This window comes from uncultured Chitinophaga sp., assembly GCF_902168175.1.
Lineage (GTDB): Bacteria > Bacteroidota > Bacteroidia > Chitinophagales > Chitinophagaceae > Chitinophaga.
Window position 1 is genome coordinate 74,562 of sequence record NZ_CABHOU010000069.1, and the last position, 15,341, is coordinate 89,902.

Genomic DNA, 15,341 nt, shown 5'->3' on the forward strand with positions numbered 1-15,341 from the left:
GTGCCCGCATTGTTAATGGTGGGTACCGTTAATATACCCCTCCAGACTTTGGATGACAGAGCGCTGTTCGTCAATGATATACTTTACAACGTCGCCGATGGAAATAACCCCCACCAGGCGGTTGTTAGCATCTGTAATGGGTAAGTGCCGGATGTGTTTATCCGTCATTTTCACCATACAATCCTCGATAGAGGCTTCTTCGCTCATGGTAATGGGGTGTTCTGTCATAATTTCACTAATCCGCGTTTCACGGGACGAGCGTCCCTTCAGAATTACCCTTCGTGCGTAATCGCGTTCGGAAAAAATGCCCAGGAACCGGTCGTCATCGATCACCAATAGTGCGCCCACATTGCGGTCGACTAACATTTCCAATGCTTCAAACACGGTACTGTCCGGGCTGATGGAGTATACTGCGTGGCCCTTGGCCTGCAGGATGTTTCTGACTCTTGCTCCCATAACAAGCCTGATTTAAGGTGTGAAAAACTCTAATTAAGTTAAGAATTTATCCGCGATAAATCAAGCAAGGTCAGCTAAGGTTACTAATAAATCTTTATGGAACAGGCATTGGCATGCACCTCAGCCGCCGTTGTGCCGCGCAGATAAACTGGCAGTACGAGGTAAAAACAGACCTCACCGTGCGCGCGGTGATAAAAGCCTTTGACGTCGCCGGAAAATAGGGCGGAGCAGGAAGCACTTACAGACGGTACCCCCCTGCATTTGCCCAATATGGATACTGTTGCTGAAGGGTGTGACACAACGGCGGATGCCAGTAGTCCTGTTGCCTGTCCCAAAAAAGAAAAGCCGGCCATCTATAGACCGGCTTTTACGATATGCTGTTGTTACTAATCCATAGTCGCTGCACCCGAAACGGTAGCAGGCTCCGTTTGGTGCAGGTCGAACACTACGATTTCATTGGCGCCTTTCTTCAGCCATGGCGCAGGGCAATACAGCCTCTTCTGCGGGCCTATTTCCCAGTACCGGCCAAGGTTATGGCCATTTATCCAAACGATGCCTTTTTTGAAATTAGACATGTCGATATAGGTATCGGCGGCGGCCTTTAGCTCCAGGCTGGCTTTGAAGTACTGGCCTGGTTTACCTGCTTCGGGCGCAGCCGGTTGCAGGGTACTGATGAACTTTTCGTCCATCGGCAAACCATAGGCTTCCCAGTTCATGAGCGTCATACCATTAAGGGTTACGCGGTCGGTAATACCTTTACGGTCGATCATGGCCTGGGCAAAGTTGATGCGGCCCATGCCTTCTACGAATATCTCCAGCACCGGGTTAGGTACAAAATTATCTTTCGGCAGGTTGATACTGTTCTCCCCCAGCCTGCGGTCGATTTTACCAATGTATTTGCCATTGAGGTAAATGGTGGCATAGTCGTGCAGGTCGGTGATAACCAGCTTACCGCTTTTGTGGCCGATGAGGGCCGTTTTGTACAGCATGAAGCCATAATCCTGCCCATAAGCCTCAAACGTTTTAGGCTGTGGCGACTTTTGCGGTGTTGGCAAATGTTGCCATACACTGGTGAAAGGCGTAAGCGTTACAGCCGGGAAAGTAGTAGTGGGAATAGGCTTTGGCACTGGTGGCAACTTCCTGCCTTTGGGCAGGTAAGAAGCAATGAGCGCGCGCAGGCTATCGTATTTAGGCGTGGCGGCACCCTGCTCGTTGATAGGCGCATCGTAGTCGTAGCTGGTAATATCCGGCTCATAACCTTTACCGCCGGAATTAGCGCCCGCCCAATAACCGAAGTTAGTACCACCGTGGATCACGTACAGGTTAAAAGAACGTTTAGTGTCCATCAGGAACTTCACTTCCTTCGCTATGCCCGTGATACCCGGCTTCGCATACTTCTCGCCCCAATGCGTAAGCCAGCCCGGGTAAGACTCGCTGCTGAATGCAGGTACATTAGGGTTTTGCTTTTTCGCAGCGGCAAAATCTGCCTCACTGCTACCGGAATCGAGGCCGATAGCGGCATCAGGCACAGTGCCCGCTTCCAGCATAAAGGCCGTGGGACCATCAGCCGTATAGAAAGGAACGTTGATGCCATTCTTTTCCCACAGTGCTTTTAACGCATACAGGTATTCTTTATCGTTACCATAACTGCCATATTCATTTTCTACCTGCACCATCACGATAGGGCCGCCATTGGTCACCAGCAAGGGTTTTACCTCGGCCGACAAGCGTTCAACGTAACGCGTAACCGCTTTCATATACACAGGATCGAGGCAGCGCACTTTCAGATCGGGCGTACGGAGCAGGTAAGCCGGCAAACCGCCAAACTCCCATTCGCCGCATACATAAGGGCCCGGGCGTAATACCGCCAGCATACCTTCCGACTGAACGATACGGATAAACTCCGCGATGTTACGGTTCTCCGAAGCAAAGTCAAATTCACCTTCGTTTGTTTCCAGGTAATTCCAGAAAACATAAGCTGCAATGGTATTACAGCCCATCGCTTTGGCCATCTGTATACGATGGCGCCAGTATTCTTTAGGAATGCGGGCGGGATGCATTTCGCCGCTAATCATGTGGAACGGTTTACCATCCAGCATAAAGGACGACGGTGCCAGTGAAAAGCTGTGTTTGGCCTGTGCCGACACCTGGTTCACATACAGGCTTAACGCTAGGCCGCTTAACAAGAGTAGTTTTCTCATAATGATCACAATAATTAAGAATCGTAAAGCTAAGGGCATACAGCCTGTAACAATGATAGTATTTTAGTAGAGGGCGATAAATATTTACCCACGATTAAAAACGTTAACAGCGCCCCTTGCCATAATTCTAATTAACTTTAAAGAAGAACGATAAAACATGGAAAAAAATAGAGACCTGCGGCTGGCCGTACTCATTGATGCAGACAACGTTTCGTACGCCAACGTAAGTAATGTGCTGGAAGAACTGGCTAAATATGGTACGCCCACCTTTAAACGTATATACGGCGACTGGACCAAACCTCATACTACAGGCTGAAGGGCGTGTTGCTTGAGAATGCCATTACGCCTATGCAGCAGTACAGCTACACCAGCGGTAAAAACTCCACCGACAGCGCCATGATCATCGACGCGATGGATATCCTGTACAGTGATAATGTAGATGGTTTCTGTATTATTTCCAGCGACAGCGATTTTACGCGCCTGGCTATCCGCTTACGCGAGTCGGGCAAGCTGGTCATAGGAATGGGAGAAAAGAAAACACCGATGCCGTTTATATCAGCCTGCGATAAGTTTGTGTACGTAGAAATATTGGGCAATAAAGATGCGGAGAGCGTGGTAGAAGAACCGCATCCCGGCAAAAAGCGGGAGAAAAAGTCGGAGAGTTCAATCAAAACGATCGATAAAAAATTGATCGCACTGATCGCATCGTCGGTAAGCGACCTGGCAAATGAGGAAGGATGGGCCTTTTTAGGCGATATAGGCAACCTTATCCTCAAAAAGCAGCGCGACTTTGACCCAAGAAACTATGGTTTCAAAAAGCTGGCACCATTGATTAAAAGCATTGGAAAGTTTGAGGCTGACGAGCGGCTTTCGGACAAGGAGAAAAACAAACTGGTGTTTATCAGGCTGAAACCATAGAAGGAAGCATCCGGTGACAACATGCTTTGCCGGGTCTTCATTGCTCACAGGGGCCTGCCGGGCGGCGCGAACGGCCGCGCTTGCAAGGACGCGGTTATTATGCTATTTTTGCCGGTATCAACCCAGTCTAGGGGAACTTTCCGCATATTTTGACGTCATCAGAGCATAACATACAGGATGAGGTTGTTTTGATACAACAGTTTCGCGCCGGAAGTGAGGAGGCGTTTACGGCGTTGTATAAACACCTGTACCGGCGGGTGTACTGGTTTGCCAGGAAATTTGTAGATGAAACAGAGGATGCGCGCGACCTGACGGCCGAAACATTTGTACAACTCTGGCAACAGCAAGAAACTTTCGACACCCTCGATGCCATCTCTGCCTTTCTGTATGTTACTGTACGCAATAAGTGCTTCAACCTGCTGAAACACAGGAAAATGAAGGCCAGCCATCAGCAGAACCTGCTGCGCCTGTTAACAGACCGGGAACACGATGGATTTTTTGAAGAACAGGTGAGGGTTCAACTGGTTAGCCGCATTTATGCGGAAATAAACAAGCTGCCCACCCGTATGCGGGAGGTGTTCCTGCTCTCCTACCGCGACGGCCTTAAACCGGCAGAAATAGCGGAACTGCTGCAAATAAAGGCACAAACCGTTACCAATCATCGTGTTAGCGCCGTTAAACTATTACAACTTGCTCTTGGTGAAAGCCTGATGGCCGTAACCCTCATATTACTCCGCGATCGCCCGGATCTGTTCTAAAAAGGAGGCATTCAGAAATAATTTTAAAAAAAGTTTGATTCCGACCAGTTGATTCGGCTCGTTCGATTGTAGTGTATGCGATGATGACCGTAGCCAACCTTACTGAACTACTGCTGAAACACCTGCAGGGCAACCTTACTGAACACGAGCAACAACAGCTGGACGAATGGATTTCGGAATCAAACCGGAACCAGCGTCTTTTTGAATCTGTTGATGACGAGGAACAATTGCGGCAGCAGTTGCTCGCCTATCATATAGAAGAGCTGGAAGACAATGAGGGTATTATCCTGTCAAAGATCCGCCAGCGCATCGGAACCGAAGCGCCTGTAACACCAGTGCGCAGGATACAGCCGGTACGCCGCTGGGTTTGGGCAGCAGCATCTGTAGCACTACTGGTGGCCGCCACCGGCGGATACCTTTTACTGACCAAGGAAAAAACCGTCAGTACTCCCACATCCATCGTTAAAACTCAAACCGATATACTTCCCGGCAAAACCGGGGCTGTACTTACCCTTGCCGACGGCAGCCAGGTAGTGCTCGACAGCATGGGCAACGGCGTTATCGGCACGCAGAACGGCACACAGCTTACGCTGAAAAACGGGGAGCTGGCCTATGATAATGCGGGTGCCGGTGCTGCGGCAGTAGTTTACAACAACCTCGTTACACCCAATGGCAGGCAGTTCCAGCTGGTACTGCCCGATGGCACCAAAGTATGGCTGAATGCTGCTAGCTCACTGAGGTACCCAACAGCCTTTTCCGGCAAAACACGTGAAGTGGCCGTAACAGGTGAAGTGTATTTTGAAGTGGCCCAAAATGCCAACCAGCCATTTATAATAGATATAGATAACCGCGCGCACATCCAGGTGCTGGGCACCAGCTTCAACGTAAATGCTTACGACAACGAAGCGAATATCAAAACAACATTAGTAGACGGCAGCGTGAAGGTGTTTGCGGGCGGACCTGCTAAAGACGGTGCATTCGTGGTGTTACAACCCGGCCAGCAGGCACATATTACCGATGAGGCAAAAGACGCCATCAGGGTGGTAAATCGTGCAGACGTAGATAAAGCCGTGGCCTGGAAGAGTGGCATCTTCAATTTTAATAATTCCAGTTTAGAGGAAGTGATGCGACAGGTAGCACGCTGGTACGATATTGAAGTAGTATATGAAAATACAGTTCCTGACATCAGGTTCGGCGGTAAGTTAAGTAACGATGTAAGCCTGACAGGGCTATTGCAGTCGCTGAAAGAATCGGAAGTGAATTTCCGGATAGAGGGTCGCCGACTGATAGTAATGCCATAAAACAGATGAATATTAAACGTGCATAACCAAACATTGAAGCCTGGCTCAATTGCCAACAACTTTATAAGATAGCCAGGCAAGTATAGACAGTAGTGTAAGCATTTTTCAACCAATCAAACAGCAACCAAAGTATGTCCAAAACTGCTTTTCGCAGCCTGTGGCACGCGCCATTCAGAACAGTTGTTCCGCGCCGCCTTATCAAACGTACGCCGAATGGCGCCGGAGATCCGGGCAAACAGGACGCTCCTGCATCGCAGAGCCCAGCCATGAGAATATTAATGTTTCTATTCCTTGCTGCCACACTCACCATTTCAGCAAACACCTATGCGCAGAAAGTAACATTGTCTGCCAAAGCACTTCCACTGGAAAAGGTGTTAACAGCCGTAGAGAAACAAACAGGGCTTGTATTTTTCTACAACAGGGAGTTGCTCGCCAATTCAAAGCCAGTAACAATCACGGCGAAAGACATGCCGCTTAACCAGTTTTTACCGGCGGTACTAAACGAACAATCGCTGAACTATCGCCTGGAAGGAAAAACGATCACACTGTCGCGCAAACCCAGTCCGGCACCAGCCAGAACAACGCTGGCCGGGGATTCGCTGATTAATGTATCGGGGATCGTAACTACAGAAAACGGGGAACCTATTCCGGGCGTGAGCGTGCAGGTGAAAGGTGGCCGCATCGGGGGTATTACCGATCCAAAGGGTATCTTCCACATGAAGGCGCCCCAAGGCCAGGTACTTGTTATTTCAGCCATTGGTTTTCAGCCGGCAGAAGTGAGGGCGCAGGTGGGCGAACAGCTTTCTGTAAAGCTGGCACTGGCCGTTACAGCGATCAAAGATCATGTGGTAACGGGTATCTATCAACGTAAAAAAGAAAGCTTTACCGGCTCTGCTGCCACTTACACCGTAAATGAACTCAAGATGGTTGGCAACCAAAGTCCGTTGCAGGCGTTAAAAACGCTGGACCCGGCCTTTGCGATTGTGGAGAACACCATGTTTGGTTCCGACCCAAACCGTTTACCAGACGTGGAGATCAGGGGTAAAAGCAGCGTGATCGGTCTTACAGAGCAATATGGTACCAATCCTAACCAGCCGCTGTTTATCCTCGATGGTTTTGAAACCACCTTACAGATCATCAGCGACTTTACGATGGACCGTATTGAGAGCATTACCCTGCTGAAAGATGCTGCCGCTACTGCCATCTACGGATCAAAGGCGGCGAACGGTGTAGTAGTGATCGAAACAAAAAGACCCATGCCAGGCAAACTGCGCATCAACTATAATGTGAACACCTCCTTTAACTTCGCCGACCTGTCAGACTACAACCTGATGAGCGCTGCGGAAAAACTGGAGTTTGAAAAGATGACCAGTTTCCTGGGATCTTATAACAACATCACAGGCAGATTTGCTACCGAGGAGGGCGAAACAAGATACAACACCAGGCTGGCAGAAGTGCAGCGCGGCGTTAACTCGTACTGGATGAACGAGCCGTTGCGTTTTGGTATTAATCACAGGCACACCCTGATCGCAGAAGGTGGCGATAACAACCTGCGCTATGCCGCGTCCATCAGCTACGGACAAAACCAGGGCGTGATGAAAGAGTCGAACCGTAACCTCACGAATGGGAATGTACGCCTCATTTACCGTAAAGACCGCCTGTCTGTATCCAACTCCCTGAGCATTGACCTGGTAAACGCTACGAGAGAATCGATCGCTTTCTCTGAGTTCTCCAGGGCAAACCCTTATTTCAGGAAATATAATTCAACCGGCGGCATCGATAAGGTGCTGGCATCGTTCGTTTATGGAGGGTTAACGACCGCTGTGCAAACAGAAACCTATTACAACCCGGTGTACGACCTGCATAACAACAACGTGAACAAGTCATCCTCACAGGGCTTTACCAATAACCTGGAGATCGAGTGGCGTTTGATGGATGAACTGCGTGCCAGGGTACGTGCCGGCGTTATGCGGACCGCTACCACAGACGAAGTTTTCAGATCACCGTTTAACTCTGAATTTGCCCAGATAGATCCTTTGCTGCAGGGCCGTTACACAGAAACCAACAACCGCCAACTGAACTATGATGGCGATCTGAGCCTGACCTACGGAAAGCTGTTCGCAGAAAAACACATGCTGAACGTAGTGGCGGGTATGCGCCTGAATCAGGTGTCTGCAGATGCCAGCGGCTTTGCCGTATCCGGGTTTGTGAGCGACGAATTTCCTAATGCCTCCTTTGGGTTTGGTTATATGGAAGGCAGCAGGGCCACTTACCGCCAGTCGGTACGCCGCAGTGCGAGCTACTTCCTGAATACAGGTTATGCTTTTGACGAACGTTTCCTGCTGGACGCAACCTTACGTTCTGACGGTGCATCTGTATTCGGCGCTAACCGTCAGTTCACCAACATCTGGTCTACAGGTTTTGCCTGGAACATCCACAAAGAGGCATTTCTACAAGATTATACAGACACGTGGCTGAACAGCCTGCGTTTACGCGCATCTGTCGGCAACCCGGGTAACCAGAACTTCAGTGATTACATCTCGATGAGGGTGTATGGTTACAACAACGCCAATCCGAATCCTTTCGGCCCCAGCGTAATTGTGAACAACCATGGTAACCCGTCGCTGAAATGGCAGAAAACGCTGGACCGCAACCTGGGTATGGATGTACAGGTATTCAAGAACCGCTTGCGTGTAACGGCCGACTACTTCCTCAAAACCACCGATCCATTGCTGGTGTTCGTGCAATTACCTTCCTCTTCCGGTTCTACCACTACTACTGATAATTTCGGTGGCCAGGAGCAGAAAGGTTTTACACTCACGACCAACTACACCGCCATACAGCGCAAAGGTTTCACCTGGATACTTAACCTGAACGCCCGTCACCTGAAATCTAAGTACATGAACTTCGGTAATGCGTTATCGAACTTTAATGAGAAAAATAAAGGTGTAAACATGGTGCGTTACTACGATGGCGCCAGCCCTTCCGACCTGTGGGCAGTACGTTCCCTGGGCATCGACCCGGCTACCGGCCGTGAAATGTTCCTGGATAAAAACGGCAACCACACCTTCATACATAACTACTCGGATGAAAAAGTGGTAGGTAACAGCGACCCTAAAGTAGAAGGTATTATGGGTACCATGATGTCGTACAAAGGCTTCAGCGCCAACATTGCGATCCGTTATCGTTATGGAGGTCAAATCTTCATGCAGACACTGTATGATAAAGTAGAGAACATTCCTTACCAAAACCTGGGCCTGAACCAGGACCGTCGCGCACTGACAGAGCGCTGGCAAAAGCCTGGCGACCAGGCGCGGTTCAAAGCGATTACTGAAGTACGCTCCAACCCAATGTCTTCAAGGTTTGTAGAGGATAATAATATCCTCGCAGGCGAATCTATTTCTGTGGGTTATGAGGCTACACAGGCACGCTGGCTTCAATCCATCGGTGCTTCTTCCCTCACCTTCAGGGCCTATATGAACGATATTTTCAGGCTTTCTACAGTGAAGAACGAACGCGGTATTGATTATCCTTTTGCCCGGTCCGTATCGTTCTCCGCCGGTGTGCGCTTTTAATTGATTACAGCCAAAATGACAACAATGAGAAGAAGATTTTTATATACCTGCCTGATGCTGGCGATCGTGCTAAGCGGATGCAAAAAATGGGTGGATGTACAACCGAGCGACCGCCTGGCGGAAGACAAACTGTTTTCTACCACCCGGGGCTACCTCACCGCCCTCAACGGCGTGTACGCAGAACTCACCAATCCATCGATCTACGGCGAACAAATGTCTGTAGGGGCGCTGGATGTACTGGCGCAGTATTACTTCATGACGACGAGCACGCATCGCTATTTCGACTTCACTACTTTTGCTTACACCACCGACAGGACCAGGACAGCTTTCGATAACATGTGGAAGAAATCCTATGAACTGATCGTGAACTGTAACGTGATACTGGAAAGATGCGGGCAGCCGGAAAATCCGCTTTTGCCAGCGCCTTACTATGGCATTGTAAAAGGCGAGGCACTGGCATTAAGGGCCATGCTGCATTTCGATATGCTGCGCCTTTTCGGACCTAACTGGACAGAACAGAACAAAACCTTTCCCTGCATTCCTTACAACACCGTTACACGTCCTCAATCCAGCGCACTGCTAAGCTCAGAGGCCATTATGGAAAAAGTGATCGCAGATCTGACTGAGGCTGCTACCCTGTTAAAAGATGCGGACCCTATTATTACAGAAGGCGTAAGTCATTCCGCTAATGCCAATGGCAGCAACGACTTCCGGTATCGCCAATATCGCCTGAATTACTACGCAGTAAAGGCATTGCTGGCACGTGCTTACCTGTGGACGCAGGACAATCCTAAAGCCTTACAGGAAGCCCAGGAAGTACTTACGGCAGCGGTGAATCAGGCTAAACCCATCTTTCAGCTTGGAGTTGCCAATCCCACTGCCACTCCGGCCGACTTCGATCACATGATCAGGTCTGAGGTAATGTTTGCACTGTACAAAGTGGAACGTAACCTGATTTACACGACTTACTTCTCCCCCGACCTGGCGAAAGATGTACGTTTAAGTTTCAATAACAATGATGATAACCAGTCGCGTAAAAACGCTCTTTACGACGATCAGAACGATTATCGCCTGAAATCCTGGCTGTTGCTGACGAATACCAACGGTGCGTTCGTTACACACGTTAAATTCAGCGTAACCACTAACAGTCCGGCCCCGGCAATGATGCCGCTGATAAGGATAAGCGAGTTATTGCTGATTGCAGCGGAATGCAGCCCCACGCTGGAAGATGGAACAAGCTATCTGAACCTGTTGCGCACCTTCCGTAACTGCGTGAGCCTTACACCGGCGAACGCCACACAGCTTAAAACTTTCATCACCAGCGAATTCAGGAAAGAGGTAATCGGCGAAGGACAAATGTTCTTTTACTATAAAAGGAACGCGATGACGGCCGTGCCGAACCACGCGCACCTGACCAATACGAAGCAGATGGTGCTGAGTAATTACATCATACCACTGCCACCGAGCGAAGTCGCCGTGAGAGGTAACTAATCTTTCTACTATTAAAAATACTCATATGCTAAGAGGATTAACAGCATTTATATTGATAGCACTGCTCCTTCCCTCCTGTACGAAGGAGATGATGGAATACCAAGGCATGGAGGGCGTTTACTTCGCTGCCAGAAGCGGCCCGTATTACGCAGCTCCCGATAGCTGGCCTTATCGTCCCTATACCAATGTTGAATTTGTACGCCAGCCGGCATCCGTAACAGAGCTGAAGATCAGCATCCCCGTCATGATTACCGGTCCTATGAAAACCTACGACCGCCCGTTCGTGGTAGAAGTCAATCCCGACTCTACCACGGCGGTCGAAAAGGTGCATTATGAGGCGATAGAACGCACCTTCATTGTACCAGCCAATTCGATTTACGGTTATATCCCCGTTACGCTGAAACGTACGCCGGATATGCTGACGGAGAATAAAAAGATAGGACTGCGCCTGGTGGCCAACGAACACTTCGGCCTTGCGTTCCCCGACTGGAAAGCGATACCCGGCCTGGGCACAACCAGTCTTGGCTCCGATACCGCTTTTGATGCTACCCTGCACACCATCAACGTAAGCGACCTGATGGTACAGCCGACAATATGGCGTGGTTCTGTGGTAGTAGCCACTAAAGTGGAAACAGGTTTATGGGGCGCGTTCTCCAGGAAAAAACTGCTGCTGATGTGCCAGCTGCTCAACCTTACCTACCAGGACTTTGATTCAGACGTCACCATGTCGCTGGTACTATCGAGCCTTATTTCGCAGGAGATGGCCCGCTACCTCGTGAACCAGTTTAATGCCGGTACACCTGTAAAGGAAGATGATGGCAGATTAATGTGGTGCGGTACCGTGCCCTGGAGTTCTACCATCGGTGTGCCTTATCAATAACCTTTACCAGTTAAGCATTCAACATGAAAAAATTAAGCATATTACTGATAGCCACTTTGGCAGGTGTTTTTAGTGGTTGTTACAAAGATACCGGCAACTACAACTACAAGGATATTAATGAAATCACCATCACCGGCATGGCCAGCAGTTATTCCGCCATATTTTCGCTGGACGTGCTGCATATCGAGCCCAAGATCAACATGACCGAAGCAGGCAGCGATCCTACCCGCTTCTCATACAACTGGGTATTATGCAAGGGTTACACACCGCTGGACACATTGGGAACAGCCCCTGTACTCGATTACCCTGTAAACATAAGTCCCGACGTATACAACCTGTTCCTGCGCATCAAGGACAACACAACAGGCGTGACCTGGCAAAAAAGCGCTACGCTGACTGTAGGTACACGGTACTCGATGGGACTTATGCTGATGGGCCTCAGCGATAACGGCCATGCCGAAGTAGACATGATTACGATGGTAAACGATACCGTAGTAGTAAAAGGTTTGCTAAGCGCCAGCGGCCTGCCCGCATTAACCGACCCGGTAACGATCATGCACAACGGCGACAAAGATACTTCCAGTAACAAGGGTAGGGTTTGGGTAATGACCAAAAGCGGCTCCTACTACCTCGACCGTAAAACCATGAAAGGCGTTAAAGAAAACGTGTTTGGCCGCATCGTGGTGTTAAGCGATCCGCTGGACAAACAAAGCCTAACGCCCATTCTTTATGCCCCGCAGATAAGAGACAGGGCAGGCAATACAGGCAATGCTTACGCCCGCGCCGTGATGACCAGCGACGGTAACATCTTTCCTACGCATACATTTATCACTGCAGGCGACTTTTACGCTAATCCCGTTAACCGCGAGGAATCCAACTATGGAAAGTTGCTGAAATCAGCACCATACCTGTTTTATTCCATCGCCAATATGAGTTCTGTGATTTGGTACGACACGGAGAACGACCGGTTTATGAACTATTCCACTTTCGGCGTCGGTATATACTCCCTGAAACTGAACGACCTGGTAACAGATGCGTTCCCCTGGAACCAGGGCGCGACAGGCCGTAAGCTGGTATATGGAGAAAACACCCGTAACACAGACGGTGGCGCTACCAATGGTAACTCCTTCGCTATTATGAAAGATGCGGCCAACAAGTTCTTTATCTACAAATTCTACGCATCCGGCGCCGCGCCAATCAAGCGTGATATGTATACCGTGAGCGCTATTGCTACGGATTTTGATAAAGCCAGCTTTTATGCTTTCTCGTCGAGGCGTTCCGTAGTGTTCTATGCAGTAGGCAACAGGCTGTATGGTTATGATTATAACAAAGGGTTGGAGAAGATTTACCAGTTTGCCGATTTAGGAGCAGATGAAATCACCATGTTGAAGTTCGATACACAGATAGATTTTGCAACTAACTCGCTGTACATAGCTACCTACAACGAAACCACAAAGGGAAGGCTGCGCCGCTTCACAGTTGGCACCGATCCTAACACCGTAACTATTGCACCAGTTAACCGCGCAGACTGGGACGGGTTGAGCAAGATTAAAGACATGAACTGGAGAGCTGTTAACTAAAATAAAGGACCATGCATAAAACAATTGGAATATTCATCGCCGGTTGCCTTTTCTCACAGGCGCTTTCTGCACAGAAAGCGTTTCAGATCAGGGGCGACCTGCAGGACACGGCCTACAACGGGCAAAAGGTAACGCTGGGTTATTACGAAGGAACAAGTAAGGTATACAAGGCGGCCATTATTAAGGATGGCAAATTCGTAATCGATGGCAATATCGCAGATCCTGCGCTGGCCTCGCTCAGCACGTCTACCACAGCAGCAGCGCGTAAAGTGAATCCCTGGGTTACCGGCGAGAGCTGCGCCTTTTTCATGGAAGGCGGAGAGATTACACTGACGGGCAAAACATTGGCGCAGGCCGTGGTAAAATCGCCCGGTGGTTCGCAGCAGGATTACCTGGCGCTTAAAAAGCAGTTGAAGTCTTTTGAGGACAGGCAGACCAAAAACTTCGACGAAATACTGAAATCAGCTATCGCCCGCGATACCGCCAACGTACGCAAATTAAATGCGCTTAAAGACGGTATCAAACAACAAATAGACAGTGTGGAAGTAGCCTACCTCACTACCCATACGGCCTCACATGTAACATTGGAACTGATCCGTCAAAGGGTAAATGCCATTACGCTGACGAAGGAAAAAGAAAAGATGCAGGCATGGTACAAGTCGTTGGCCGCACCGCTGAAAGCTACAGCAATTGGCAGGCAGTTGTCTGAGCAAATCAGCACCGCCTTTAAACTCGGTCCGGGCAACCCTTCACTGGACTTTACCCTGAACGATACCCTTGGCAACCCGGTAACGCTGTCGAAGTACCAGGGCAAGTACGTATTGCTTGATTTCTGGGCATCGTGGTGTATGCCATGCCGTGCGGAAAACCCGGCTGTAAAGAAGGCGTATGCACGTTTTAAGGACAAAGGGTTTGAAGTGATTGGCGTATCGCTGGAAAGGCCCGGCGATCGCAAATCATGGGTAGACGCGATTCAGAAAGACGGCCTCCCGTGGATACAAACATCACCTTTAACCGTGGAGGAGCGCGATCATGTAACGAAAATGTACGGCATTACCAGCATTCCCATGAACTTCCTGATCGACCCGAAGGGTAAGATCATTGCCACTTATTTGAGGGGCGATGAGTTGATGAAAAAGCTGGAAGAGATATTATAAATGGAATTTACTGCCAGATGTTCTCGTTGAACGTATATGCCGCAAAGCCACCATGTAAAAGAAAAAGGGGAGCAATGGCTCCTTTTTTTCTTTTATTAAAATCTCTGAGTGCACTTGACAAAAATACGGTCTCCTGAATACTGGCATTAGCGATATAAAATGCTACGAGCTGCTTTTTTTTATATATTTGTTGTGTGAACCCTGCAAATAGTGTCTATACCCGCAAATAGTGTCTATAATTATAATCCCGAGTTAACATTAAATCTATAACCCAAATCTACCCTAAAATGAAAGGTTCAATCCACTTAGTACTTGTATGTACTTTAATAAGCATGCTGTCAAGTTGTACTAAAGAGTCGTCGACACGAAACTTGTCCGAACAGCAGAAAACGTTAATATCTCAACTTAGAAAAGAGTTTCCCAACGTCACATTTACGCCGTTACCATTAGAAAACATAGATAAGGGAATAAAAGAGGAAAATATTGAGGACGTAAGGGCATATTTTCGCGCCAAACCAGATACGATTAACCTGGACGTTAGTAGTATTGCATCTAATGACGGAAACGTTACAACTGCCAAAACTGCTTCGGGAATATATTATTATCACAAGTCAGCACCAATTCCTGCTACTTACACTCAACTGATAGGTACGGCTCAAATATCGTTTAGTACCATACTTTCTGGAGGTTCGCTGTATAATCAAATTACTTCGGTTGGAAGTATGACGTCGGCGCTTTCAATTACAACTTATACGCTTGGCATTCCGGGGGCGAATCAGGTTGTCACATATAGCCTCAACGACAAAAACTCATCATCTGTTATTCAAAATATGGGGGCAACGGTCAATTTACGCTGGTCAGGAATGCTGCACGAACAAAAAACCTGGACAATCGGAGGATTTCCAATGGTTTCGGGTTCAAACACATCTATAAGCGTAACAGACAACTTCTCAGCCGGCTCTATACCACTATTTCCTCCAATTGACTAAATAGCAGCTTATTAAAGCAAGGGCTGACCAAGTGC

Annotated in this window: 12 protein-coding genes; 10 read left to right on the plus strand and 2 right to left on the minus strand. The window is 48.7% G+C overall.

Annotated features, from left to right (window positions below; genetic code table 11):
* Positions 1–12: 12 nt before the first annotated feature.
* Positions 13–456, minus strand: a complete 444-nt coding sequence (locus QZT80_RS14565; protein ID WP_295123197.1) for a CBS domain-containing protein — start codon at positions 454–456, stop codon at positions 13–15.
* 386 nt (positions 457–842) lie between these two features.
* Positions 843–2,657, minus strand: coding sequence for a beta-galactosidase family protein (locus QZT80_RS14570; protein WP_295123200.1), 1,815 nt, complete (start codon positions 2,655–2,657; stop codon positions 843–845).
* Between the two features lie 157 nt (positions 2,658–2,814).
* On the opposite strand from QZT80_RS14570, the gene QZT80_RS14575 reads away from it, so the two are divergent.
* From QZT80_RS14575 to QZT80_RS14620, 10 genes are all read left to right on the plus strand, one after another.
* Positions 2,815–2,973 carry an NYN domain-containing protein gene (locus QZT80_RS14575; protein WP_295123203.1) on the plus strand — a complete coding sequence of 53 codons (159 nt, stop codon included), beginning with the start codon at positions 2,815–2,817 and terminating at the stop codon, positions 2,971–2,973.
* A gap of 5 nt (positions 2,974–2,978) precedes the next feature.
* The gene (locus tag QZT80_RS14580) at positions 2,979–3,575 is read left to right on the plus strand and encodes an NYN domain-containing protein (protein ID WP_295123206.1); all 597 of its coding nucleotides are present in this window, start codon (positions 2,979–2,981) and stop codon (positions 3,573–3,575) included.
* A gap of 188 nt (positions 3,576–3,763) precedes the next feature.
* Positions 3,764–4,333, plus strand: a complete 570-nt coding sequence (locus tag QZT80_RS14585; protein ID WP_295123209.1) for an RNA polymerase sigma-70 factor — start codon at positions 3,764–3,766, stop codon at positions 4,331–4,333.
* Positions 4,334–4,413: 80 nt separating this feature from the next.
* Entirely contained in the window at positions 4,414–5,634 is a 1,221-nt protein-coding gene (locus QZT80_RS14590; protein WP_295123212.1) for a FecR family protein, read from the plus strand.
* 131 nt (positions 5,635–5,765) lie between these two features.
* Positions 5,766–9,209, plus strand: a complete 3,444-nt coding sequence (locus QZT80_RS14595) for a SusC/RagA family TonB-linked outer membrane protein (protein ID WP_295123215.1) — start codon at positions 5,766–5,768, stop codon at positions 9,207–9,209.
* A gap of 24 nt (positions 9,210–9,233) precedes the next feature.
* Positions 9,234–10,700 carry a RagB/SusD family nutrient uptake outer membrane protein gene (locus QZT80_RS14600; RefSeq protein WP_295123216.1) on the plus strand — a complete coding sequence of 489 codons (1,467 nt, stop codon included), beginning with the start codon at positions 9,234–9,236 and terminating at the stop codon, positions 10,698–10,700.
* A 25-nt stretch (positions 10,701–10,725) separates the two neighbouring features.
* Positions 10,726–11,580 (plus strand): DUF4843 domain-containing protein, encoded by an 855-nt coding sequence (locus QZT80_RS14605; protein WP_295123219.1) that lies wholly within the window; start codon positions 10,726–10,728, stop codon positions 11,578–11,580.
* Between the two features lie 23 nt (positions 11,581–11,603).
* The gene (locus QZT80_RS14610) at positions 11,604–13,160 is read left to right on the plus strand and encodes a PKD-like family lipoprotein (RefSeq protein WP_295123222.1); all 1,557 of its coding nucleotides are present in this window, start codon (positions 11,604–11,606) and stop codon (positions 13,158–13,160) included.
* A gap of 11 nt (positions 13,161–13,171) precedes the next feature.
* The gene (locus QZT80_RS14615) at positions 13,172–14,317 is read left to right on the plus strand and encodes a TlpA disulfide reductase family protein (protein WP_295123225.1); all 1,146 of its coding nucleotides are present in this window, start codon (positions 13,172–13,174) and stop codon (positions 14,315–14,317) included.
* A gap of 287 nt (positions 14,318–14,604) precedes the next feature.
* Entirely contained in the window at positions 14,605–15,306 is a 702-nt protein-coding gene (locus tag QZT80_RS14620) for a hypothetical protein (RefSeq protein ID WP_295123227.1), read from the plus strand.
* The last annotated feature ends 35 nt before the right edge of the window (positions 15,307–15,341 follow it).